This window comes from Streptomyces flaveolus (genome assembly GCF_014648815.1).
Lineage (GTDB): Bacteria > Actinomycetota > Actinomycetes > Streptomycetales > Streptomycetaceae > Streptomyces > Streptomyces flaveolus.
Genome location: NZ_BMRV01000004.1, coordinates 206,096 through 229,755, shown reverse-complemented (window position 1 = coordinate 229,755; position 23,660 = coordinate 206,096). Strand labels below are relative to the sequence as shown.

General features: G+C 71.4%; 19 protein-coding genes. 15 read left to right on the top strand and 4 right to left on the bottom strand.

Features of this window, described 5'->3' with window-relative positions:
• Positions 1-51 precede the first annotated feature (51 nt).
• Entirely contained in the window at positions 52-2,334 is a 2,283-nt protein-coding gene (locus IEZ05_RS11975) for a (Fe-S)-binding protein (protein ID WP_189230041.1), read from the bottom strand.
• Positions 2,335-2,577: 243 nt separating this feature from the next.
• Between IEZ05_RS11975 and IEZ05_RS11970 the strand changes: the two genes are divergently transcribed.
• From IEZ05_RS11970 to IEZ05_RS11940, 7 genes are all read left to right on the top strand, one after another.
• Positions 2,578-3,732 (top strand): MraY family glycosyltransferase, encoded by a 1,155-nt coding sequence (locus IEZ05_RS11970; RefSeq protein ID WP_189230040.1) that lies wholly within the window; start codon positions 2,578-2,580, stop codon positions 3,730-3,732.
• A 94-nt stretch (positions 3,733-3,826) separates the two neighbouring features.
• A complete protein-coding gene (gene dnaK / locus IEZ05_RS11965; RefSeq protein WP_189230039.1) occupies positions 3,827-5,683 on the top strand; it encodes a molecular chaperone DnaK in 1,857 nt (618 codons plus the stop codon).
• Positions 5,680-6,327, top strand: coding sequence for a nucleotide exchange factor GrpE (gene grpE, locus IEZ05_RS11960; RefSeq protein WP_189230038.1), 648 nt, complete (start codon positions 5,680-5,682; stop codon positions 6,325-6,327). Before dnaK ends, grpE begins: the two co-directional genes overlap by 4 nt.
• A 42-nt stretch (positions 6,328-6,369) precedes the next feature.
• Positions 6,370-7,560, top strand: coding sequence for a molecular chaperone DnaJ (gene dnaJ, locus IEZ05_RS11955; protein ID WP_189230037.1), 1,191 nt, complete (start codon positions 6,370-6,372; stop codon positions 7,558-7,560).
• A 5-nt stretch (positions 7,561-7,565) separates the two neighbouring features.
• The gene (locus tag IEZ05_RS11950) at positions 7,566-8,021 is read left to right on the top strand and encodes a heat shock protein transcriptional repressor HspR (protein ID WP_189230036.1); all 456 of its coding nucleotides are present in this window, start codon (positions 7,566-7,568) and stop codon (positions 8,019-8,021) included.
• Between the two features lie 248 nt (positions 8,022-8,269).
• On the top strand, positions 8,270-9,385 hold the full coding sequence (locus IEZ05_RS11945; RefSeq protein ID WP_189230035.1) for a sugar ABC transporter substrate-binding protein: 1,116 nt from the start codon (positions 8,270-8,272) through the stop codon (positions 9,383-9,385).
• A 139-nt stretch (positions 9,386-9,524) separates the two neighbouring features.
• Positions 9,525-10,547, top strand: a complete 1,023-nt coding sequence (locus tag IEZ05_RS11940; RefSeq protein ID WP_189230034.1) for a helix-turn-helix transcriptional regulator — start codon at positions 9,525-9,527, stop codon at positions 10,545-10,547.
• Here IEZ05_RS11940 and IEZ05_RS11935 read toward each other — a convergent pair.
• Together IEZ05_RS11935 and IEZ05_RS11930 are read right to left on the bottom strand one after the other, a co-directional pair.
• Positions 10,510-11,493, bottom strand: coding sequence for a helix-turn-helix transcriptional regulator (locus IEZ05_RS11935; protein WP_189230033.1), 984 nt, complete (start codon positions 11,491-11,493; stop codon positions 10,510-10,512). The genes IEZ05_RS11940 and IEZ05_RS11935 overlap by 38 nt on opposite strands.
• Positions 11,490-12,506 carry a helix-turn-helix transcriptional regulator gene (locus tag IEZ05_RS11930; protein WP_189230032.1) on the bottom strand — a complete coding sequence of 339 codons (1,017 nt, stop codon included), beginning with the start codon at positions 12,504-12,506 and terminating at the stop codon, positions 11,490-11,492. The genes IEZ05_RS11935 and IEZ05_RS11930 overlap by 4 nt, the downstream gene beginning before the upstream one ends.
• A 326-nt stretch (positions 12,507-12,832) precedes the next feature.
• Here IEZ05_RS11930 and IEZ05_RS11925 point away from each other — a divergent pair, with 326 nt between their 5' ends.
• The 3 genes from IEZ05_RS11925 (at position 12,833) to IEZ05_RS11915 (ending at position 16,856) form a co-directional block, all read left to right on the top strand.
• Positions 12,833-13,168: a Rieske (2Fe-2S) protein gene (locus IEZ05_RS11925; protein ID WP_189230031.1), complete on the top strand. Its 336-nt coding sequence runs from the start codon at positions 12,833-12,835 to the stop codon at positions 13,166-13,168.
• Between the two features lie 237 nt (positions 13,169-13,405).
• Complete coding sequence (clpB, locus tag IEZ05_RS11920; protein ID WP_189230030.1) at positions 13,406-16,003, top strand: ATP-dependent chaperone ClpB; 2,598 nt, start codon at positions 13,406-13,408, stop codon at positions 16,001-16,003.
• A gap of 319 nt (positions 16,004-16,322) precedes the next feature.
• Entirely contained in the window at positions 16,323-16,856 is a 534-nt protein-coding gene (locus IEZ05_RS11915) for a YbjN domain-containing protein (RefSeq protein WP_189230029.1), read from the top strand.
• 79 nt (positions 16,857-16,935) lie between these two features.
• On the opposite strand, the gene IEZ05_RS11910 is transcribed toward IEZ05_RS11915, so the two are convergent.
• On the bottom strand, positions 16,936-18,126 hold the full coding sequence (locus tag IEZ05_RS11910) for a pyridoxal phosphate-dependent aminotransferase (protein ID WP_189230028.1): 1,191 nt from the start codon (positions 18,124-18,126) through the stop codon (positions 16,936-16,938).
• Positions 18,127-18,292: 166 nt separating this feature from the next.
• Here IEZ05_RS11910 and IEZ05_RS11905 point away from each other — a divergent pair, with 166 nt between their 5' ends.
• The 5 genes from IEZ05_RS11905 to IEZ05_RS11885 all read left to right on the top strand — a co-directional run bounded on the left by IEZ05_RS11905 (position 18,293) and on the right by IEZ05_RS11885 (position 23,620).
• Entirely contained in the window at positions 18,293-18,601 is a 309-nt protein-coding gene (locus tag IEZ05_RS11905; RefSeq protein ID WP_189230027.1) for a hypothetical protein, read from the top strand.
• Between the two features lie 398 nt (positions 18,602-18,999).
• A complete protein-coding gene (locus tag IEZ05_RS11900; RefSeq protein ID WP_189230026.1) occupies positions 19,000-19,536 on the top strand; it encodes a DUF2617 family protein in 537 nt (178 codons plus the stop codon).
• Between the two features lie 88 nt (positions 19,537-19,624).
• Positions 19,625-21,424, top strand: a complete 1,800-nt coding sequence (locus IEZ05_RS11895; RefSeq protein ID WP_373298753.1) for a polyamine aminopropyltransferase — start codon at positions 19,625-19,627, stop codon at positions 21,422-21,424.
• A gap of 268 nt (positions 21,425-21,692) precedes the next feature.
• Positions 21,693-22,865 (top strand): sensor histidine kinase, encoded by a 1,173-nt coding sequence (locus IEZ05_RS11890; RefSeq protein ID WP_189230025.1) that lies wholly within the window; start codon positions 21,693-21,695, stop codon positions 22,863-22,865.
• Entirely contained in the window at positions 22,862-23,620 is a 759-nt protein-coding gene (locus IEZ05_RS11885) for a response regulator (RefSeq protein ID WP_373298752.1), read from the top strand. The genes IEZ05_RS11890 and IEZ05_RS11885 overlap by 4 nt, the downstream gene beginning before the upstream one ends.
• Positions 23,621-23,660 lie beyond the last annotated feature (40 nt).

Here is a 23,660-nt window from a genome sequence, read left to right as displayed (position 1 = left end):
CCCGATCCTGGCGGATCCGGGGGCGTCGGCAGGTCTGTCGTGGCCGTGGGGCTACTTCACCGGCTCGGGCGTCGGCTCGGTCTCCTGCTCGGCCTCGCCGGCCGGGTCGGCCGGGGTCTTGACGGAGTCCAGCAGGAGCTGGGCGACGTCGACGACCTGGATCGACTCCTTGGCCTTGCCGTCGTTCTTCTTGCCGTTGACCGAGTCGGTCAGCATGACCAGGCAGAACGGGCAGGCGGTGGAGACGATGTCCGGGTTGACGGAGAGGGCCTCGTCGACGCGCTCGTTGTTGATGCGCTTGCCGATCCGCTCCTCCATCCACATGCGCGCGCCGCCGGCGCCGCAGCAGAAGCCGCGCTCCTTGTGGCGGTGCATCTCCTCGTTGCGGACGCCCGGGACGGCGGCGATGATCTCGCGCGGCGGCGTGTAGATCTTGTTGTGCCGGCCCAGGTAGCACGGGTCGTGGTAGGTGATGATGCCCTCGACCGGGGTCACCGGGACCAGCTTGCCCTCGTCCACCAGGTGCTGGAGCAGCTGGGTGTGGTGGATGACCTCGTAGTCGCCGCCGAGCTGCGGGTACTCGTTGCCGAGGGTGTTGAGGCAGTGCGGGCAGGTCGCGACGATCTTCTTGGCCGACTTGGGCTTCGCCGACTCGGGCACGACCTTGCCGTCCTCGTCCATCTCCTCGCCGAAGGCGGCGTTGAGGGACATGACGTTCTCCATGCCGAGCTCCTGGAACAGGGGCTCGTTGCCGAGGCGGCGGGCGGAGTCACCGGTGCACTTCTCGTCGCCGCCCATGATCGCGAACTTCACGCCCGCCATGTGCAGCAGCTCGGCGAAGGCCTTGGTGGTCTTCTTGGCGCGGTCCTCGAGGGCGCCGGCGCAGCCGACCCAGTACAGGTACTCGACCTCGGTGAGGTCCTCGATGTCCTTGCCGACGACCGGGACCTCGAAGTCGACCTCCTTGGTCCACTCCAGGCGCTGCTTCTTGGCCAGACCCCAGGGGTTGCCCTTCTTCTCCAGGTTCTTGAGCATCGTGCCCGCCTCGGACGGGAACGCGGACTCGATCATCACCTGGTAGCGGCGCATGTCGACGATGTGGTCGACGTGCTCGATGTCGACCGGGCACTGCTCGACGCAGGCGCCGCAGGTGGTGCAGGACCACAGGACGTCCGGGTCGATGACGCCGTTCTCCTCGGCCGTGCCGATCAGCGGGCGCTCGGCCTCCGCCAGCGCCGCCGCGGGGACGTCCTTGAGCTGCTCCTCGGAGGCCTTCTCCTCGCCCTCCATCGTCTTGCCGCCGCCGGCCAGCAGGTAGGGGGCCTTGGCGTGCGCGTGGTCGCGCAGGGACATGATCAGGAGCTTGGGGGAGAGCGGCTTGCCGGTGTTCCAGGCGGGGCACTGCGACTGGCAGCGACCGCACTCGGTGCAGGTGGAGAAGTCCAGCAGGCCCTTCCACGAGAACTGCTCGACCTGGGAGACGCCGAAGACGTCGTCGTCGCCCGGGTCGGTGAAGTCGATCGGCTTGCCGCCCGAGGTCATCGGCAGCAGCGGACCGAGGGCGGTGCCTCCCTTGGCGTCGCGCTTGAACCAGATGTTCGGGAAGGCGAGGAAGCGGTGCCAGGCCACACCCATGTCGGTCTTCAGGGCGACCGTGATCATCCAGATGAAGGAGGTCGCGATCTTCAGGCCCGCGAAGAAGTAGGTGAGGTTCTGGAGCGTGGAGACGTCCAGGCCCTCCAGCCACGACACCACCGGGTACGAGATGAAGAACGAGGCATCGTAGCCGTCCACGTGGTGCTGGGCGCCCTCGAGTGCGTGCAGCATGAAGATGCAGACGCCGACGATGAGGATGACGGCCTCGACGAAGTACGCCTGGCCGAAGTTGGAGCCCGCGAAGCGGGACTTGCGGCCCGGCTTCCTCGGGTGGCTCAGCTGCCGGATGACGATCAGCGCCAGGATGCCGAGCACCGTCATCGTGCCGATGAACTCGACGAAGACGTTGTACGGCGCCCATTCACCGATGATCGGCAGCAGCCAGTCGGCCTGGAACAGCTGTCCGATGGCGTTGACGATCGTCAGCAGCAGGGAGAAGAAGCCCACCGCCACGAACCAGTGCGCGACGCCGACGACGCCCCAGCGGTTCATCCGGGTGTGGCCGAGGAACTCCCTGACCACGGTGAGGGTGCGCTGTCCGGGTGCGTCGGTGCGGGTGCCCGCGGGCACGCTCTGGCCGAGCCGCATGTAGTTGACGATCTGCAGGATGGCGCGGGCGAACAGGGCCACGCCGACCACAATCAGAACCAGCGACACGACGATCGCGGCGAGTTGCATTTGGGGGCTCCTCGGGCCTGCGAGGGGTGGGGCGGGGTTCTTCACCTACCCCGACATTACTAAGCGGTAACTTATGCAGTCCGTCTGAGACTACCCGTATCTCCAGCCGCACTGTAGTCAGGACCGCGGTGATCTGCGTCGCTGAGGCAACCCTGACCGCTCGGGAGCCGTCGCCCGTCCCCGCCACGCCGGACTGGACAGGACATTCGTCGCACATCGTGATATTCGGCTTAGTTTATGTCCGTGCTCTACGGGATCGCTGCCGCCACCGCGTCTTTTCTCCTCGCCGCCCTGCTCACCGCGCTGCTGAGGGCCCCGGCCCTGCGTCTGGCCCTGGTCGACCGGCGCCGCGCGCGACCGGTGCCCCTGCTCGGCGGCGTGGCCGTCGTCCTCGTCACCGGGCTGGCCGCGGGCGCCTGCCAGTGGGCGGGCGTCGTGCCGCTCGGTACGGGTGTGGGGCGCCTGCTCGTCGCCGGTTGCGCCGTCGGGGCGCTGGGCCTCGCCGCCGACCTCTGGCGGCTGCGGCGGCGGTGGCTGCTGGCCGGCACGGCCGTCGCGGCGGCGTGCGTGGTGCCGTACGACGGGACGGGGTCGCTGGCCGGGGCGCTGGCGGTGGCCTGGATCGCGCTGGTCGCCACGGCCTTCCGGGGGCTGGACCACGCCGACGGACTGGCCGGTGCCGTGGGGGTCGTGACCGCCTTCGGCATCGGTGTCTGCGCGGCGGCGGAGCTGATGGACGGGCTCGCGGTGCTGCTGAGCGTGCTGGCCGCCGCCTTGGCCGGGTTCCTGCTGCACAACTGGCATCCCGCCCGGATCGCGCTCGGCGCCTCCGGGTCGCTCTTCGCCGGCTTCCTGCTCGCCGGGTCGGCGGTGTTCACCCGGGCGGGCCAGGCGCCGGATGCGGGTGCGGGGGTGCTGTTCGCGCTGACCGCGCTGGTGAGCGCCGACGCCGTCCTCGTCCTGCTGTCGCGCCGGCTGGCCGGACGGCCCCCGTTGCGCGGCGGGCCCGACCACCTCGCCCACCGGCTGCGGCGGCTGGGGGTCACGCCCCAGGGCGTGGTCGTCCTGCTCGGTGCGGCCGCCTTCTGCGGGGTACTCGTGGGAGTGCTCGTGCACATCGGCCGGGTGGGGGAGACGGCCGCGCTGTGGGTGGCGGGCGCCTCGGTCGCCGTGGTGCTGGGACTGCTGCGGGTGCGGGTGTACGAGCCGCGGCGGACGGGCCCGGACACCGCCGTTCGCGGGAGTCGCCGGGTGCCGCCCTCGCGGCCCGCGACCGGGGTGCGCACCTCGCCACTGTCCCTCCGGTCCTCCCCTCGGCGAGCGAATTTCCCGGTTCGTCAGGCCACCGGTCCTGAAGAAGCGCAGGTCAGCGCGTCATTGCGTGTAAGGAACGGATAAGAGTTGAGTCTGCTCGACTCACGTCTGTTGACCCAGCGGTGGACGTCATGCACACTTGAGCCTGTTCCACTCAAGTCAGCTGGAGGAAATCACCATGGCACGTGCGGTCGGCATCGACCTGGGCACGACTAACTCCGTCGTCAGCGTTCTGGAGGGCGGCGAGCCCACCGTCATCACCAACGCCGAGGGCGCCAGGACCACGCCGTCCGTCGTCGCCTTCGCCAAGAACGGTGAGGTGCTGGTCGGCGAGGTGGCCAAGCGTCAGGCGGTCACGAACGTCGACAGGACCATCCGGTCGGTCAAGCGCCACATGGGCACCGACTGGAAGATCAACCTGGACGGCAAGGACTTCAACCCGCAGCAGATCAGCGCCTTCGTGCTGCAGAAGCTGAAGCGGGACGCCGAGTCCTACCTGGGCGAGAAGGTGACCGACGCGGTCATCACCGTCCCGGCGTACTTCAACGACGCCGAGCGCCAGGCCACCAAGGAGGCCGGTGAGATCGCGGGCCTCAACGTGCTGCGCATCGTCAACGAGCCGACGGCCGCCGCGCTGGCGTACGGCCTCGACAAGGACGAGCAGATCATCCTCGTCTTCGACCTCGGTGGCGGCACCTTCGACGTCTCGCTGCTGGAGATCGGTGACGGCGTCGTCGAGGTGAAGGCCACCAACGGTGACAACCACCTCGGTGGTGACGACTGGGACCAGCGCGTCGTCGACTACCTGGTCAAGCAGTTCCAGTCCGGCCACGGCGTGGACCTGTCCAAGGACAAGATGGCCCTCCAGCGCCTCCGCGAGGCCGCCGAGAAGGCCAAGATCGAGCTGTCCTCGTCCACCGAGACCTCGATCAACCTGCCCTACATCACGGCCTCCGCCGAGGGCCCGCTGCACCTGGACGAGAAGCTCACCCGCGCCCAGTTCCAGCAGCTGACCGCCGACCTGCTGGAGCGCTGCAAGACGCCGTTCCACAACGTCATCAAGGACGCCGGCATCCAGCTGTCCGAGATCGACCACGTCGTCCTCGTCGGTGGCTCCACCCGTATGCCCGCCGTCGCCGAGCTCGTCAAGGAGCTGACCGGCGGCAAGGACGCCAACAAGGGCGTCAACCCGGACGAGGTCGTCGCCATCGGCGCCGCGCTGCAGGCCGGTGTCCTCAAGGGCGAGGTCAAGGACGTCCTGCTCCTCGACGTCACCCCGCTGTCCCTCGGCATCGAGACCAAGGGCGGCATCATGACGAAGCTCATCGAGCGGAACACGACGATCCCGACGAAGCGCTCGGAGATCTTCACCACCGCCGAGGACAACCAGCCCTCCGTGCAGATCCAGGTCTACCAGGGCGAGCGCGAGATCGCGGCGTACAACAAGAAGCTCGGGATGTTCGAGCTGACCGGTCTGCCGCCGGCGCCCCGCGGCGTCCCGCAGATCGAGGTCGCCTTCGACATCGACGCCAACGGCATCATGCACGTGACCGCGAAGGACCTGGGCACGGGCAAGGAGCAGAAGATGACCGTCACCGGCGGCTCCTCGCTGCCGAAGGACGAGGTCGACCGCATGCGCCAGGAGGCCGAGCAGTACGCGGAGGAGGACCACCGCCGCCGCGAGGCCGCCGAGTCCCGCAACCAGGGCGAGCAGCTCGTCTACCAGACCGAGAAGTTCCTCAAGGACAACGAGGACAAGGTCCCGGGCGAGATCAAGACGGAGGTCGAGGAGGCCGTCGCCGAGCTGAAGGAGAAGCTCAAGGGCGAGGACTCCGCCGAGATCCGCACCGCCACGGAGAAGGTCGCCGCCGTCTCGCAGAAGCTGGGCCAGGCGATGTACGCCGACGCCCAGGGCGCGCAGGCCGCCGGCGGCGAGGCCCCGGGTGCCGGCTCCGCTGCCGGTGACAAGGGCGCCGACGACGACGTCGTCGACGCCGAGATCGTGGACGACGAGCGCAAGGACGGTGCGGCGTGACCGAGGAGACCCCGGGCTTCGACGAGAAGCCCGACGTCCCCTCTGGCGCCACGCCTGACGCCGCCGAACCGAAGGCCGCCTCCGAGGAGGAGGCGGCCCCGGCCGGGGACGCGAGTGAGAACGCGGGCCTGGTGGCCCAGCTGGATCAGGCACGCACGGCGCTCGGCGAGCGCACGGCGGACCTCCAGCGCCTCCAGGCCGAGTACCAGAACTACCGCCGTCGGGTCGAGCGGGACCGCGTCGCGGTCAAGGAGGTCGCCATCGCGAACCTCCTGTCCGAGCTGCTGCCCGTGCTCGACGACGTCGGCCGCGCCCGGGAGCACGGCGAACTCGTCGGCGGATTCAAGTCCGTCGCGGAGTCGCTGGAGACCACCGTGGCCAAGATGGGCCTCCAGCAGTTCGGCAAGGAGGGCGAGCCCTTCGACCCGACGATCCACGAGGCCCTGATGCACTCGTACGCGCCGGACGTCACCGAGACGACCTGCGTGGCGATTCTGCAGCCGGGGTACCGGATCGGCGAGCGCACCATCCGCCCCGCGCGGGTGGCGGTGGCCGAGCCGCAGCCGGGTGCGCAGACCGTCAAGGCCGAGGAGCCGGCCGAGGCGGCCGACGACAAGGAGAACGGTGGCCCGGAGGAGGGCTGACGTCACGACGTACGCGTACGCAGGAGAGGAGGGACGTCGGGGATGAGCACCAAGGACTTCATCGAGAAGGACTACTACAAGGTCCTCGGCGTCCCCAAGGACGCCACCGAGGCCGAGATCAAGAAGGCGTACCGGAAGCTCGCCCGCGAGTTCCACCCGGACGCCAACAAGGGCAACGCCAAGGCGGAGGAGCGCTTCAAGGAGATCTCCGAGGCGAACGACGTCCTCGGTGACGCCAAGAAGCGCAAGGAGTACGACGACGCCCGCGCGCTCTTCGGCAACGGCGGGTTCCGCCCGGGGCCGGGCGCGGGCGGCGGCGGCACCTTCAACTTCGACCTGGGCGACCTCTTCGGAGGCGGCGCCCAGGGCGGCGGGGCCGGCGGCTTCGGCGGCGGTCTCGGCGACGTCTTCGGGGGCCTGTTCAACCGCACCGGCGCCGGCGGTCCCGGCACCGGCACGCGGACCCAGCCGCGGCGCGGCCAGGACATCGAGTCCGAGGTCACCCTCAGCTTCACGGAGGCCATCGAGGGCGCGACGGTCCCGCTGCGCATGTCCAGCCAGCAGCCCTGCAAGGCCTGTTCGGGCACCGGCGACAAGAACGGCACGCCGCGCGTGTGCCCGACCTGCGTCGGCACCGGCCAGGTCGCCCGGGGCTCCGGCGGCGGCTTCTCGCTGACCGACCCGTGCCCGGACTGCAAGGGCCGCGGCCTGATCGCGGAGAACCCCTGCGATGTCTGCAAGGGCTCCGGACGCGCCAAGTCCTCGCGGACGATGCAGGTCCGCATCCCGGCCGGGGTGTCGGACGGGCAGCGCATCCGGCTGCGCGGCAAGGGCGCACCGGGCGAGCGGGGCGGCCCGGCGGGCGACCTGTACGTGGTGGTGCACGTCAAGGACCACCCCGTCTTCGGCCGCAAGGGCGACAACCTCACCGTCACCGTCCCGGTCACCTACGCCGAGGCGGCCCTCGGCGGCGAGGTCCGCGTCCCGACCCTGGGCGGACCCCCCGTCACGCTGAAGCTGCCGGCGGGCACGCCCAACGGCCGCACCATGCGCGCCCGCGGCAAGGGCGCGGTACGCAAGGACGGCACCCGCGGCGACCTCCTGGTCACCGTCGAGGTGAGTGTCCCGAAGGACCTGACGGGGAAGGCTCGTGACGCGCTCGAGGCGTATCGCGAGGCGACCGCGGACGAGGATCCGCGGGCGGAGCTGTTCCAGGCCGCGAAGGGAGCTTGACGGGAATGGACGGTCGTCGGCGCAATCCGTATGAACTGACCGAGGACACCCCGGTCTACGTCATCTCGGTGGCGGCCCAGCTCTCCGGTCTGCACCCGCAGACCCTGCGCCAGTACGACCGCCTCGGCCTGGTCTCCCCGGACCGCACGGCCGGGCGCGGCCGGCGCTACTCGGCCCGCGACATCGAACTGCTCCGCCAGGTGCAGCAGTTGTCGCAGGACGAGGGCATCAACCTGGCCGGAATCAAGCGCATCATCGAACTGGAGAACCAGGTCGCCGCGCTCCAGTCCCGCATAGCGGAGCTGTCGGACGCGCTGGAGGGCGCGGCCACGGCGATGCGTCAGCGGGAGGCGGCGGTGCACGCCTCGTACCGCCGGGACCTGGTGCCGTACCAGGAGGTCCAGCAGACCAGCGCGCTGGTGGTGTGGCGGCCCAAGCGGCAGCACCAGTCGCCGGACTGACGGCGCGTGGAGGTTTCCCCGACGGGGCCCGGAGGTTCGCCCGAACCTCCGGGCCCCTTCGTGTGCCCTTCGTGTGGGAGGCGTGTAAAGGGACCCGGGAGGCGATTCCGCTCCGTCTCCACGTCGGCTGCGGAGCGTGGTGTTGTCATCTCGTTAAGTGGTTCCGCTTGACGGTGGGGGGCGCTGACGCGTTGGCTTTTCAGTCACCTGGGTTGCAATGCGGCCCCCGCGTCCGGAAGGCACCAGAAGTGAGCTCCTGCATCCGTCGTATCGCCATATCCGTGGCCGCGTCCACGATGACCGTTTCGCTGGCCGGCTGCGGGGTGCTGGGCGCTTCGGAGAGCAGCGACGACGCGAGCCCGTCCAAGGGCAACGACATCACGGTGGGCCTGCTGCTCCCGGAGACGGAGAACACGCGCTACGAGCAGTTCGACCACCCGTACTTCGAGAAGAAGATCGCCTCCCTGACCCGCAACGAGGGCAAGGTCGAGTACGCGAACGCCGGGGCGGACGAGGCCAAGCAGGCCGAGCAGATGCAGAAGATGATCGACGACAAGGTCGACGCGATCGTCCTGGACGCCGTGAACGCGCAGTCCATCGCGTCGAGCGTGCAGAAGGCCAAGGACGCCGGCATCCCGGTCATCGCCTACGACCGGCTGGCCGAGGGGCCGATCGACGCCTACATCTCCTTCGACAACGAGCTGGTCGGCGAGGTCCAGGGACGCTCCCTCATCGAGGCGCTCGGTGACAGTGACAACTCGGCCAAGATCGTCATGATGAACGGCTCGCCCACCGACCCGAACGCCAAGCAGTTCAAGGCCGGTGCGATGTCCGAGCTGAACGGCAAGGTGACGATCGCCCAGTCCTTCGACACCAAGGACTGGAAGCCGGTGAACGCCGAGGCGAACATGGCCGAGGCGATCCAGTCGATCGGCAAGGACAACATCGCCGGTGTCTACTCCGCCAACGACGGCATGGCGGGCGGCGTCATCAAGGCCCTGGAGGCCGCGGGCGTCACCGACCTGCCGCCGATCACCGGCCAGGACGCGGAGCTGCCGGCGGTCCAGCGGATCGTCGCCGGCGAGCAGTACATGAGCGTCTACAAGTCCTACCCGCAGGAGGCGGAGAACGCCGCGGAGATGGTCGTGGCGCACATCCAGGGCCGGGACATCCAGTTCGACGCGCTCACCCGCGACAAGGTCGACAGCCCCAGCCACCGGGGCATTCCGGCGCAGCTGGTCCCGGTCGTCGCCCTGACGAAGGCCAACATCAAGGACACCGTCGTGGCGGACGGCTTCTACAAGGTGTCCGACATCTGCACGGCGAAGTTCGCGGCGGACTGCGCGGAGATCGGGCTGAAGTAGCCGTCGCCCACCGCCCGGGCATTCCGGCGCGAACCGGCGTCTTCCGGCCGTGGCCCGGCGAGGAGCCGTGTTGCGGACCCGCTCCCGGCCGCGCATAGTTGCGCTGCGGAAAGAGCCGGAACCGGGGGTGGGATGGGCGATGGCCGGGCACGGGGCTCAGGAGCACCCGCACGGTGCCGACCGGCTGTGCGCGGCCGGGGACCGCGTGTACTCCCGGGCCGTACGGCGCGGCCGGGTGCCGCGCCGGGACGCGGAGCCGGTGCCCTGCCTGCTGGAGCTGGCCCTGCTGCACCCGGACCCCGACGACATGGACTGGCTCGTGCCGACCTCCCCGCAGGAGGTCATGACCCGGCTGCTGCGCGGGGTGTACGACGAGGTGAGGGCCAGCCAGCGGCGGGTGGGTTCGGCGGTGGAGGCCTTCGAGCGGTACGCGGGTCTCGGCCGGCACATCGAGGCGTCGGCGGCCACGGAGGGCACGGCGATCCGGGTCCTGGACGGGCTGGCCCGCATCCAGGCCGCGATGGACGAGGCGACGGAGGCGTGCACGACGGAGGTGCTCACCGTCCAGCCGGGCGGCATCCGGCGTGAGCCCGAGCTGTCGGAGGGGCTGCACCGGGCGCTGGCGCTGCGCGGGCGCGGGGTGCGGATGCGGGACCTGTACACGCACGTGGCCCGGCACGGGCAGGGGCTGCTCAACTACCTGGAGCTGATGGGGGACGCGGTGGAGGCCCGCACCCTCGACGAGGTGGTCGACCGCCTCATCCTGTTCGACCGCACGGTGGCGTTCATCCCCGCCAACACCGACCGCACGATGGCCCTGGAACTGCGCCACCCCGCGCTGGTGGCCTACCTGGTGACGGTCTTCGAGCGGCTGTGGCGGCTGGCGATCCCCCTGACGGCGCCGCTTCCGGACACCGGCTTCGAGGGCGTCTCGCACCGCGAGCAGTCCATCGCCGCGCTGCTGGCGGAGGGCCACCAGGACGCGGTGATCGCGGAGCGGCTGGGGATCAGCGTGCGGACGTGCCGGGCGCACATCGCGCGTCTGTCGGAGACGCTGGGCGCGGCCAGCCGGACCCAGCTGGGGGTGCGCATCGCCCAGGCCGGCCTGGACGGCTCGCCCTCCGTCAGCGTTCCCGGTCGAGAATCCCCGACTGTCCGATGAGATAACCGAGCTGCGCCCGGCTCTCGCTGCCGAGGGTGGCGGCGAGCTTGGCGATGTGGACGCGGGCGGTACGCACGTTCATGCCGAGGCGGTCGGCGATCGAGGCGTCCGTGTGCCCTTCGACGAGCAGGGCGGCGATGGCGCGTTGGCGGGGGGTGATGCCGTCGAGGGTGGGCTGCTGGACCGCTCGGGGGTGCATGGGGGTGGCAAGGTGCCAGAGGCGGTCGAAGGTGGTGATGAAGTAGGCGACCAGAGCGGGGTGGCGGACTTCCAGGGCGAGGGAGCGGTCGGCGCTGGCGGGGATGAAGGCGACGGTGCGGTCCACGATGACGAGGCGTTCGGTGACCTCGTTCAGGCTGCGGGCCTCCACGTCACCCGTGAGGCGTTCGTAGCGCCCGATGATCAGGGGGGCGTGGCGGACGGTGTGCTGGTACAGCGCGCGCACACGTCCCCCGCGGTCGAGGAACGCCTGATCGCGTTCCATGGCGGCTTCGTGGTGGTGGAAGGGGCCGGTGACGATGCCGTCGTGCGGCTGGATGGCCAGGAGTTGCTCCCTGCCCTCGGCCATGGCCTCGGCGATGGCCCGGCCCGCTCTCTCCTTGCCGGTGAGGAGTCTGAGGGACGGGGTGTCCTCGGTCGCGGCCGCCGGCCTGTCGAGACGCAGGAGGGGTTCGAAGGCGTCGGCGAGTCGTTGACCGCGGCGGCGCTCACCGGCGATGCGCTCCTCCGAGGTGCGCAGCATCCGTTGCAGGGCGACGGCCGGTGCGACGGGCTCCAGCCGGTCCGGCTCGTCCACGGCCGGGTGCAGGAGACCGATGTCGATGAGGCAGGGCGCCGTTGCGGCCGCGACGCCGGGCACATGACCCTCGCGCAGGGCCCGGGAGTAGAGATCGAGACCCGCCTCGCACAGTTCCTCGTCCCCGTGCCGGTGCGGCGTGTCGGTCACGTGCGGGTCTCTCCGCCCAGGCCCGGGGACCCGTGCTCCAGGACACCCGACTGGGCTATGAGGTAGCCGAGTTGGGCACGGCTGCCGCTGCCGAGCACCGTCGCCAGTTTCGCGATGTGGGCACGGCAGGTGCGCACGTTCATGCCGAGACGCCGTGCTATCGCCTCGTCCACGTGGCCTTCCACCAGGAGCTTGGCGATCGAGTGCTGGATGTCGGTGATGCCGTCGGGGGCCGTTTCGTAGGGTGCGCCGGCGGTCAGCGGGACCGCCCGGCTCCAGATGAACTCGAACACCTTGATCAGGTAGCGGACGAGGCCCGGGTGACGGATCTCCAGGGCGACCTGACGGTCCTCACGGATGGGGATGAAGGCGACCGTCTCGTCGCAGATGATGAGGCGCTCGACGAGTTCGTCGATGGTGCGGTACTCGACCTTGCCGTTCGCGAACTGGTCCACGTAGGCCAGGCGTTCGGGGTTGTACCGTGCGGTGTGCTGGTAGAGGGTGCGGATGCGCACCCCCCGCTCGATCAGCGGCTTGTCGCGCTCCAGGGCTTCCAGGAGGCGGTTCTCGGCGCTGCGGGCGCTGCTGCTCGGCTGAACGGTGAGCATCTCGGTCCGGCACTGGGCCGTGGCCAGGTCGAGAGCCGCGTTGATGCGGTCCAGGCCTTCCAGCACACTGATGGAGTGGGTGGGGGCGGTGGCCTGGACGCCGAGGGCCATGAACGGCTCGAAGACTTCGGAGAGGGCGATCGACAGCCGTCGGTGCTCGGTGATCTCGCGCTCGATGGGGTTGAGCCGCTGGGCCAGGGCGATCGCCGGCGGCACGGGACGCAGCCATTTCGCGTCGTCAGGATCGGGATGAAGCAGTGCGAACTCCATCAGGCACGGAGCGGACTCGGCGTCCGTGCGCAGGATGCGTCCGGTTCGCAGCGCATCGGCGTAGAGGCGCCTTCCGTCCTCGCAGAGCTCGGTGACCGCGTGGGGATGTGTCGTATTGGTCCCATTTGCTATCAAATCTCCACCCCCCAGGGTCCTGAACGTGCAGGAACATGATGCACCGATTGTGTGGCCATGACGTGCCTGAATGAGCCATCGTCTTATCCGACGGGGGACAGAGGGGATCTTCAAGTGAGGACGAAGCCGACTATGCGTAAGAAAATGCTTCGCTCGGTGCTTGTTGTCGCCGTCTCCGCCGTTGTGGCCTCTGGAGCTCTGGCTGGCCTCTCCGGTGCGAAGAGCGACGCGCACGGTGCGGTTGTGGGAGCGGAGATTGCGCCCGCCGTCACGGTCGGCGGCGAGGCAGTCAGTCTCCCGGCGGACAGCAAGTGGGACTGATCGACATGACCACTCCACCCGACGACCGCTCCTTCCGCCGTGAGATGGCCACCGCCTACCGCTCCGGCTGGCACTTCATCGATCTGGTCACCGCGATCCCGCACGCCGGCGATTCGCTGATGGTGACCGTCTTCGGTGAGCCGGTCGTCGTCACGCTGGACGAGGACGGCGACGTGCGGGCGTACCGGTGTCTGCGGCGGCCTCGGGGGGCGCCGCAGCCGGTGCGGTGTGCCGTCCGATACGGAATGATCTTTGTGAACCTGGACCAGAGGGACCACCGGCTCGCGCAGCCGGAGGTCTCCGAAGTGAGGACCATCTCGGCCACCCCCCGCAGTGCCTGACGCGATTCCCCCGTCGTAACAAATCGCTCAGGTGCTTCCCCCCGGCAGCGGCGTCACCGTGACCTGAACACGGTGACGCCGCTGTCGTGTGCGGGGACATTTCCCGGTGTCGCCGGCTTCTTCGCCTGGCCGAAAAGACTCTCGCGGTACAGCCCGCCGCCGTTTCCTTCTTGAGTGGAATAGACTCAACTTTGTGCACGTTGCGCGAGTCAGCACCGCAAGGAGGGAAGCCAGAACGTGGACGCCGAGCTGACCAACCGGAGCCGGGACGCGATCAACGCGGCCAGCAACCGGGCCGTGACCGAGGGACACCCCGACCTCACCCCCGCCCACCTGCTCCTGGCTCTGCTCCAGGGGCAGGACAACGAGAACATCACCGACCTGCTCGCCGCCGTCGAGGCCGACCTCGCGGCCGTGCGCTCCGGCGCCGAGCGCATCCTCGCCGGACTGCCCAGCGTCACCGGATCCACGGTCGCGCCGCCGCAGCCCAACCGTGAGATGCTCGCCGTGGTCGCCGACGCCCAGGCCCGCGCCAAGGAACTCGGGGACGAGTACCTCTCCACCGAGCACCTGCTCCTCGGCATCGCCGCGAAGGGCGGCGCGGCCGGTGAGGTACTGGAGGGGCAGGGCGCGAGTGCGAAGAAACTGCAGGAGGCCTTCCGCAAGGCGAGGGGAGGGCGCCGCGTGACCACCGCCGACCCCGAGGGCCAGTACAAGGCGCTGGAGAAGTTCGGCACCGACCTGACCGCCGCCGCCCGCGAGGGCAGGCTCGACCCGGTCATCGGGCGGGACCAGGAGATCCGGCGGGTCGTGCAGGTGCTGTCCCGCCGCACCAAGAACAACCCCGTCCTCATCGGTGAGCCCGGTGTCGGCAAGACCGCCGTCGTCGAGGGGCTCGCCCAGCGGATCGTCAAGGGCGACGTGCCCGAGTCGCTGAAGGGCAAGCGGCTGGTCTCGCTGGACCTGGGCGCGATGGTCGCCGGAGCCAAGTACCGCGGCGAGTTCGAGGAGCGGCTGAAGACCGTCCTCGCCGAGATCAGGGACTCCGAGGGCCAGATCATCACCTTCATCGACGAGCTGCACACCGTCGTGGGGGCCGGTGCCGGCGGCGACTCCGCCATGGACGCCGGGAACATGCTCAAGCCGATGCTCGCGCGCGGTGAGCTGCGCATGGTCGGCGCGACCACGCTGGACGAGTACCGGGAGCGGATCGAGAAGGACCCCGCCCTGGAGCGGCGCTTCCAGCAGGTGCTGGTCGCCGAGCCGACCGTCGAGGACTCCATCGCGATCCTGCGCGGGCTCAAGGGCCGCTACGAGGCCCACCACAAGGTGCAGATCGCCGACAGCGCGCTGGTGGCGGCCGCCACCCTCTCGGACCGGTACATCACCTCCCGCTTCCTGCCCGACAAGGCCATCGACCTCGTCGACGAGGCCGCGTCCCGGCTGCGCATGGAGATCGACTCGTCCCCCGTCGAGATCGACGAACTCCAGCGTGCCGTGGACCGGCTGAAGATGGAGGAGCTGGCGATCGGCAAGGAGACCGACGCCGCCTCCCTGGAGCGCCTGGAGCGGCTGCGCCGCGACCTCGCCGACAAGGAGGAGGAGCTGCGCGGCCTCACCGCCCGCTGGGAGAAGGAGAAGCAGTCCCTCAACCGGGTCGGCGAGCTGAAGGAGAAGCTCGACGAACTGCGCGGACAGGCCGAACGGGCGCAGCGCGACGGTGACTTCGACACCGCCTCGAAGCTCCTGTACGGCGAGATCCCGACCCTGGAGCGCGACCTGGAGGCCGCCTCCGAGGCCGAGGAAGAGGTCGCCAGGGACACCATGGTCAAGGAGGAGGTCGGCGCCGACGACATCGCCGACGTCGTCGCCTCCTGGACCGGCATCCCCGCCGGGCGCCTGCTGGAGGGCGAGACGCAGAAGCTGCTGCGCATGGAGGACGAGCTCGGCAAGCGGCTGATCGGGCAGACCGAGGCCGTGCGGGCCGTGTCCGACGCCGTGCGGCGGAGCCGGGCCGGGATCTCCGACCCGGACCGTCCGACCGGCTCGTTCCTCTTCCTCGGCCCGACCGGTGTCGGCAAGACCGAGCTGGCCAAGGCGCTCGCCGACTTCCTCTTCGACGACGAGCGGGCCATGGTCCGCATCGACATGTCGGAGTACAGCGAGAAGCACAGCGTCGCCCGGCTGGTCGGCGCCCCGCCCGGATACGTCGGGTACGAGGAGGGCGGCCAGCTCACCGAGGCCGTGCGGCGGCGGCCGTACACCGTCGTGCTGCTGGACGAGGTGGAGAAGGCGCACCCCGAGGTCTTCGACATCCTGCTCCAGGTGCTGGACGACGGGCGTCTCACCGACGGGCAGGGCCGCACCGTCGACTTCCGCAACACCATCCTGGTGCTGACCTCCAACCTGGGCAGCCAGTACCTGGTCGACCCGTTGACCGGGGAGGCGGAGAAGAAGGAGCAGGTCCTGGAGGTGGTCCGGGCGTCGTTCAAGCCGGAGTTCCTCAACCGGCTCGACGACCTCGTGGTCTTCTCGGCCCTGAGCAAGGACGAGCTGAGCCGGATCGCGCGGCTCCAGATCGACGCGCTCGCCCGGCGCCTCGCCGAGCGCCGCCTCACCCTGGACGTCACCGACGACGCCCTGGCCTGGCTCGCCGACGAGGGCATGGACCCGGCCTACGGCGCCCGCCCGCTGCGCCGCCTCGTCCAGACCGCGATCGGCGACCGGCTCGCCCGGGAGATCCTCTCCGGCGAGATCAAGGACGGCGACACGGTCCGCGTGGACCGCTTCGGCGACGACCTGATCGTGGGCCCGGCGACCGGCAAGACGCTGTAGCCCCGGCGGTCCCGGCGCGGCCCGTCACTCCCCGTGGGGTGACGGGCCGCCCTGCGTCGTACGGTGCGCGCCCGGAACCGGGCCGGCGCCGGGCAGGTGTGCGCGAGCCGCTCGTGGACACCCGGACGGAGGAGCGGAGGGCGGCGCCGCGGCGGATGTCCGGCAAGCTCTCGCCCGTACGCGCCCCCGCCGCCGTCCGCCGGGGTCCACCCGACCGGCCGGATCGTGTCAGCCCAGGGCTGACAGGGCCACGGCGGGCTTGCCACGCCCCTCCCCGCATGGGGGAGGATGGTGTGATCCGTACGAAGGGAAAAACACGGTGAGCATCGACCCGTCCTCGATTCCGAACTTCGGGGGCCAGCCCGAGCCGCAGCCCCAAGGGCCGGCGGGCCCCGTCGTCCCGGATCAGGACCTCGTGAAGCAGCTCCTCGAACAGATGGAGCTCAAGTACGTCGTCGACGACGAGGGTGACCTCGCGGCGCCGTGGGAGCAGTTCCGTACGTACTTCATGTTCCGTGGCGAGGGCGACCAGCAGATCTTCTCGGTGCGGACGTTCTACGACCGTCCCCACCAGATCGACGTCAAGCCGCAGCTGCTGGAGTCGCTCGACGACTGGAACCGGCGCACCCTGTGGCCCAAGGTGTACTCCCACACCCACGACGACGGCACCGTCCGCCTGATCGGCGAGGCGCAGATGCTGATCGGCATGGGTGTCAGCCTGGAGCACTTCGTCTCCTCGACGGTCAGCTGGGTGCGCGCCGCCATCGAGTTCGACCGCTGGCTGGTGGAGCAGCTCGGCCTGGAGCAGGAGGTCAACGAGGCGGAGAAGCCCGAGGACGAGGGCGGCGAGTAGTCCGCCCCCGCGTACCGGGGAGCCCGGCCGGGCACCGACCACCACCTGGGGTCGTGTGCCGGGGCCGGGCTCTCGCCGTTCAGCCCCCCAGCGTCTTCAGCCGCCGTACGGCCTCCTCCAGCACCGACGTCCGCTTGCAGAACGCGAACCGGACGAAGGGGGCACCCGCCTCCCGGTGGTCGTAGAAGACGGCGTTGGGGATGGCGACGACACCCGCGCGTTCCGGCAGGCCGCGGCAGAAGGCGAAGCCGTCGCTCTCGCCGAGGGGGCGGATGTCGGTGGTGACGAAGTACGTCCCGGCGGGGCGGTAGACGCCGAAGCCCGCCTCCGCGAGGCCGGCCGCGAGGACGTCCCGCTTGGCCTGCATGTCCGCGCGGAAGGCGGCGAAGTGGGAGTCGGGCAGCGCGAGAGCCTCGGCGACGGCGTACTGGAAGGGGCCGGACGCCACATAGGTCAGGTACTGCTTGGCCGAGCGGACCGCGGTGACCAGGGCGGGCGGGGCGGTGATCCAGCCGACCTTCCAGCCGGTGAACGAGAACGTCTTGCCGGCCGACCCGATGGTCACCGTGCGCTCGCGCATCCCGGGGAAGGACGCCAGGGGGATGTGCTCGGCCGTGTCGAAGACCAGGTGCTCGTAGACCTCGTCCGTCACCACCAGCAGGTCCCGCTCCACGGCCAGCTCGGCGACCGCCGCGAGTTCCGCGCGGGTCAGGACGGTGCCCGTCGGGTTGTGCGGGGTGTTGAGCAGCAGCAGGCGGGTGCGGTCGGTGACCGCGTCGCGCAGCTCGTCCAGGTCGAGGCGGAACGTGCCCTCGTGCGGGCGCAGGGTCACCGGCACCCGCGTGCCGCCCGCCATGGCGATGCCGGCCGCGTACGAGTCGTAGTACGGCTCCAGCGCGATCACCTCGTCGCCGGGCTCCAGCAGGGCCAGTAGTGAGGCGGCGATGGCCTCGGTGGCGCCGGCGGTGACCAGGACCTCGGTGTCCGGGTCGTAGGACAGGCCGTACCGCCGCTGCTGGTGGGCGGCGACGGCGGTACGCAGCTCGGGGACGCCGGGCCCCGGCGGGTACTGGTTGCCGCGTCCGTCGCGCAGGGCCCGTACGGCCGCCTCCCGGATCTCCTCGGGGCCGTCGGTGTCGGGGAAGCCCTGTCCCAGGTTGATCGCGCCGGTCTTCACCGCCAGGGCGGACATCTCGGCGAAGACCGTGGTCCCGAACTCGGCGAGCCGGCGATTGAGGAAGGGGCGTGCGCTGGAGGTCATGGCGGTCATCCTGCGCCGAAGCTCTGGAGTTCCTCAACTCTGCTTTGGGGCGTGGCGGGTGAGGGCATCCCCCGTTCACGCAACGAGCTTCACGGAAAGCGGGGCGCCCGACGGGGGGTTGCTTCGGGGGAACTTCCGGGCGGGAGCCCGGGGGAATCGGAAGGAGGGTGACGCCATGGTCTTCGGCATCATCCTGATCGTGATCGTCGCTCTGGTCGTCGCCGGGATCGTCTCCGGCGTGCGCGGCCGCTCCACCGCCGGGCGGGTGCGCGGCCGGGGTTCGCGGTCGTCGGGCGGCAGCTACAGCAGCAACAGCAGCAACAACAGCTGGTGGGCCGGTGGGGGAGACGGCGGCTCGTCCTCGGGCGGGCACCACCACGGAGGCCACTCCTGCGGGAGCAGTTCGTCCTGCGGCGGCGGCTCGTCCTGCGGAGGCGGGTCGTCCTGCGGGGGAGGGGGCGGCGGATGCGGTGGAGGCAGCTGACACGGGGCAGCTGAGCTCCTGCCAGGGGGAACCGCATCCGCTTCGCGGGGGCCCGCACCTGGGTCCGGGCCCCACGTCCCCACCGAGAGCGCCCGCCGGGAAACACACCCGGCGGGCGCTCGCACACACCGGCGCGCGCCGAGCGGGCCGGGCGCGCGCCATGGTTGAACAGTTGAGCTGTGGACCCCCCGGGGGATGGAAACGCCACGAAGTTGGGTAAAAACGCTGTGGTGCCGCCACAGTTCATGATTCCCTCTCCCTCGTCAACGCAGCCCCCCGGACGACCTGTTGACCCCCCTCCTGACCGGCCGACAGGGCTGCCCGGGCCGCCTCCCCGACAGTGACCGGGGTGCGCAGGCCCACACCTTCCTCTCCATGTGTGCTTGCGGAGCCGATCCATGCTCACGACCCTGAACACCGCCTACACCGACACCCGCGCCGCCGACCTGGCCTGGGCCCTCGGGCGCGAACCGCTGCCCGCGCTGGCCAGTCTCGACATCGAGCTGACGGGGGCCAAGCTGCAGTTGAGACTCCTCGGCGCCTCCCACCAAGTCCTGCTGGAGGAGGAGCGGGGCAGTTGCTCGGAGACGGTCGCGTGCATCCCGGGCAGCAGCACGCCGCTTCCGCTGGGCGTGGCCAAGCGGGTGGGCGACTGGGAGTACGAGTTCGCCGCCCGCGTGGAGCTGCTCACGCCGGGCTCCTTCGCGGGCCGGGCCCAGGAACTGCTGGCCCTGGTCGCCGACCATCCGCACGGGCTGGCAGGCGTCTTCCCCGGCAGTCCGCACGCCTTCACCGCGCTGCTCGCGCACCGGCACGAGGGGCAGGTGCACTGGCGCACCTGGCACGCCTATCCGCAGGACGGCCAGCTGGTGGCGACCCGGACCCGGGTCGGCGCCCGGGTGCCGACGCGGCAGCTCAGCCCGTCCGGGGTGTGACACGGATAAACCTGTGCGGTCCCGCGGGGCGCAAGTTTCACACGTGTGGGTGACGAAGTGCAGCCGGGGAGTGACGTAACGTCACTGCGTGATCGAACCGCACGCTCCCGCCCCGCCCGGCTCACCGCCGTCCTGGGACGGCGCGGACGGGCGCGGTGGCCCGGGCGGGCCGGACAGCCGGCGCGGGCCCCGCGGGCCGGGCGGCCGGAACGGCCCGACGGGAACCGGCCCGAACGGCCCCGGACCGACGGAGCCCGGACCTGGCGACCCCGGACCGAACGGCCCCGGTGCGCCGGGACCCGGGCCGACGGTCCGGCTGCCCGTCCGGCCCGGCACCGGGCGGTTCCTGGTCCTCGCGGGCGTCTTCGTCTGTGCGGCCTGCGGACTCGTGTACGAACTCGAACTGGTCGCCCTCGCCTCGTACCTGATCGGCGACTCCGTCACCCAGGCGTCCGTCGTCCTGTCCGTCATGGTCTTCGCCATGGGCATCGGCTCGCTCGCCGCCAAGCGGCTGCGCCGGTTCGCGGCGGCCGGCTTCGGCGCGGTCGAGGCCGTCCTCGCCCTCGTCGGCGGCTCCAGCGCCATGGCGCTGTACGCCGTCTTCGCCTGGACCGGCGGCTGGGGCGGCCTGTGGTCCGACGGCCCGCGTTTCCTCCTGGTCGCCTTCTCGCTCGCCATCGGCCTGCTGATCGGCGCCGAGGTGCCGCTGCTGATGGAGCTGATCCAGCGCATCCGCCGCCAGGACGCGGGCGGCGCCGTCGCCGACCTGTTCGCCGCGGACTACGTCGGCGCCCTCGTCGGCGGCCTCGCCTTCCCCTTCGTCCTGCTGCCCTTCTTCGGCCAGCTGACCGGCGCACTGCTCACCGGCACGGTCAACGCGGCCGTCGGCGCCGCGCTGGTCCTCGGCCTGTTCCGGCGGGACCTGACCCGCCGGGCCCGCCGACTGCTGGTGACCGCCAACGTCGTCGTGCTCGCCCTCCTCACCTCGGCGACCGTCCTCGCCGACGACTTCGAACGCGCCGCCCGGCACGCGGTCTACGGCCAGGACGTCCGCGTGGCCGTACAGACCGGCGTGCAGGAGGTGGTCCTCACCGGCGGCACCGACGGCCGGAGCCTCCACCTCTTCCTGGACGGCCGCCTGCGCGTCAGCGGCAGCGACGAACGCCGGTACCACGAGGCCCTGGTGCAGCCGGCCATGACCGGACGGCACGCGCGCGTGCTGATCCTCGGCGGCGGCGACGGCCTCGCCGCGCGGGAGGTGCTGCGCCATCCGGACGTGCGCCGCGTCGACGTCGTGGAACTCGACCCGGGACTCGCCCGGCTGGCCCGGCACGACCCCGGCCTGTCCGCGCTGAACGAGCACGCCTACGGCGACCCGCGCGTCCACGTCACCGCCGCGGACGCCTTCCACCGGCTGCGCTCGGCGCCCACCGCGACGTACGACGTGGTGATCTCCGACTTGCCCGACCCGGGCATCACGGCCAGCACCAAGCTGTACTCGCAGGAGTTCTACGGCCTGCTGCGGCGGGTGCTCGCGCCGGGCGGGCGGCTGGTCGTGCACGCCGGTCCGGTCTCCTCGCGACCCCGGGCGTTCTGGACCGTCGACGCGACGCTGCGCGCGGCCGGCCTGCGGACCGTGGCCTACCGGGTCGGCGGTCGCGACACCGGCTTCACCGCGGGCCCCGACCGGGCGGCCGGCACCTCCCGCGCCCCGCGGGACCGGGGCTTCGTCCTCGCCGCCCGCACGCCCCCCGTCCTGCGCCTCGACCCGGCGGCCCCCCGCCCGCACACCCTCACCCGGCAGTCCCTCGCCGCGGCCGCCCGGTCGGCGGCCGGCACGTGCGTGCCCGGCCTGCCGCCGTCCACACTGGTGCATCCGCGGTACTGAGCCCGCCGGGGCGCCCCCCGCCCCCCGGCGCGGGCCCGCCCCCCCCGGACGACCCCCGCGCGGCGGCCCGCCCCTCCCCCGGGACGGGCCGCCGCGCCCCCTGTGGATCGTTCGCACCGAGAACCTACGGCCGCCCCGCCCGCCCCGGAATCCCGCGGCGGGTGGACACCGGAGCCCACCCGGCGCGGTAGACGCGCGGTTCCTGCAACTTCCGCGGTACGGCGGAAGGATGACGCCGCCGCCGGGCGGGCGGACTTACCCTGCGGCAATGCGCCTGCACCCCCTGGCGGCCGACGGCCTGATCGCCGCGGCGCTGACGACCGTGGCCGTTCTGCTCGGCACCGAGGCCGTCGCCCAGGGGTGGCCCGCGCTCGGCCCGCTCGCCTGGACGCTCGTCGCCCTGGTGAACCTGCCGCTCGCCCTGCGCACCCGCGCCCCCGTCACCGTCTGCCTCGTCTCGCACGGCTGCTGGGCGGTCTCCATCGCGCTGGGCCAGTGGCCCGTGGTCGGCTCCTTCGGCCCCATGCTCGCCGTCTACACCGTGGCCTCCCTGCGCTCCACCCGCGTCGCCGCCGCCTCGGCCGCCCTGCTCGCCGGTGTCTGGATCGGTGCGGGAATCGTCAGCGACGCCGACGCCATGGCGTCCGTCGTCGGCCAGGCCGTGGGCTTCCCGCTCGTCCTGTGGCGGTTCGGGTACGTCGCCCGCCGGACGGCCGAACTCACCCGGGAACTCCGTGCCGAACAGGCCGACCGGGCCCGGCGCGAGGTGGCCGAGGAGCGGGTGCGGATCGCCCGCGAGCTGCACGACGTGGTCGCGCACCACATCGCCGTCATCAACGTCCAGGCCGGCCTGGCCCGCTTCGTCTTCCACTCCGACGCCTCCACCGCACGCGACGCCCTCGACACCATCGAGGGCGCGAGCGGCGAGGCCCTCGCCGAACTGCGGCGCATGCTCGGCCTGTTGCGCGCCGACGGGGTGCAGGGCGCGGACGGTGCCCCGGCGCCGGGGCTCGACCAGCTGGGCGAGATGGTCACCCGGGTGCGCACCGGCGGCGTCGGCGTCGACCTGTGCGTCACCGGCGAACCGCGCGCCCTGCCGCCGGGCGTCCAGCTGTGCGTGTACCGGGTGGTCCAGGAGGCCCTGACCAACGTCCTCAAGCACGCGCCCGGCGCGCACGCCGCCGTCGAACTCGCCTACCGCGCGGGCGAGGTGACGGTGTCGGTGACCGACGACGGCTCCGGGGACGCCCGGCGGGAGGGGGTGGATTCGGACACAATCCCCGAGCGCGGCGGCCACGGCTTGATCGGTATGCGCGAGCGGGCCAAGCTCTACGGCGGGACGATCGCCGTCGGCCCGCGCAGCGAGGGGGGATTCGGCGTGCGCCTGACCCTGCCGACGCCGGTACAGACCGCACGCCGGGGAGACACCGTCCGGGAATGACCGACGCAGACCGTCCGACCCACCATCCGACCGACCGTGCGACGGACCGTCCGGACGACCGCGCGACGGACCGTCCGATCAGGCTGCTCGTCGTCGACGACCAGTTCCTCGTCCGCAGCGGACTGGCCGCGCTGCTGCGGGCCGCCCCCGGCATGGAGGTCGTCGGCGAGGCGTCCGACGGCGCGGAGGCGGTGGCGCTGGCCGCGGCGACCCGGCCGGACGTCGTCCTGATGGACATCCGCATGCCCGGCATGACCGGCATCCAGGCCACCGAGCGGATCCTCGCCGAGGCGGTGGACCCCGCGCCGCGCGTCCTCGTCCTCACCACCTTCGACCTCGACGAGTACGTGTACGGCGCCCTGCGCGCCGGCGCCTCGGGGTTCCTGCTCAAGGACGCCGGCCCCGAACGGCTGCTGGCCGCGGTCACCGCGGTGCACGGCGGTGACGCGCTGTTCGCCCCCGCGGTCACCCGGCGCCTGGTGGAGGCGTTCACGCGGATGTCGGAGCCCCAGGACTCCGGGCAGCCGCCCGAGCTGACGGCGCTGACCACCCGGGAGGCCGAGGTCCTGAGACTGGTCGCCCGCGGCCTGAGCAACGCCGAGGCCGCCGACCGCCTGTTCATCAGCGAGGCCACGGTGAAGACCCACCTCAACCGCACGATGACCAAGCTGGGCCTGACCAGCCGGGCCCAGGCGGTGGTGGTGGCGTACGAGACGGGACTCGTGACGCCCGGGGGTGCCGCGGGCGGCGGGTGAGTTTGTGCCGACGGGGGGTGCGCCGGGCGCCCGCTGGGTA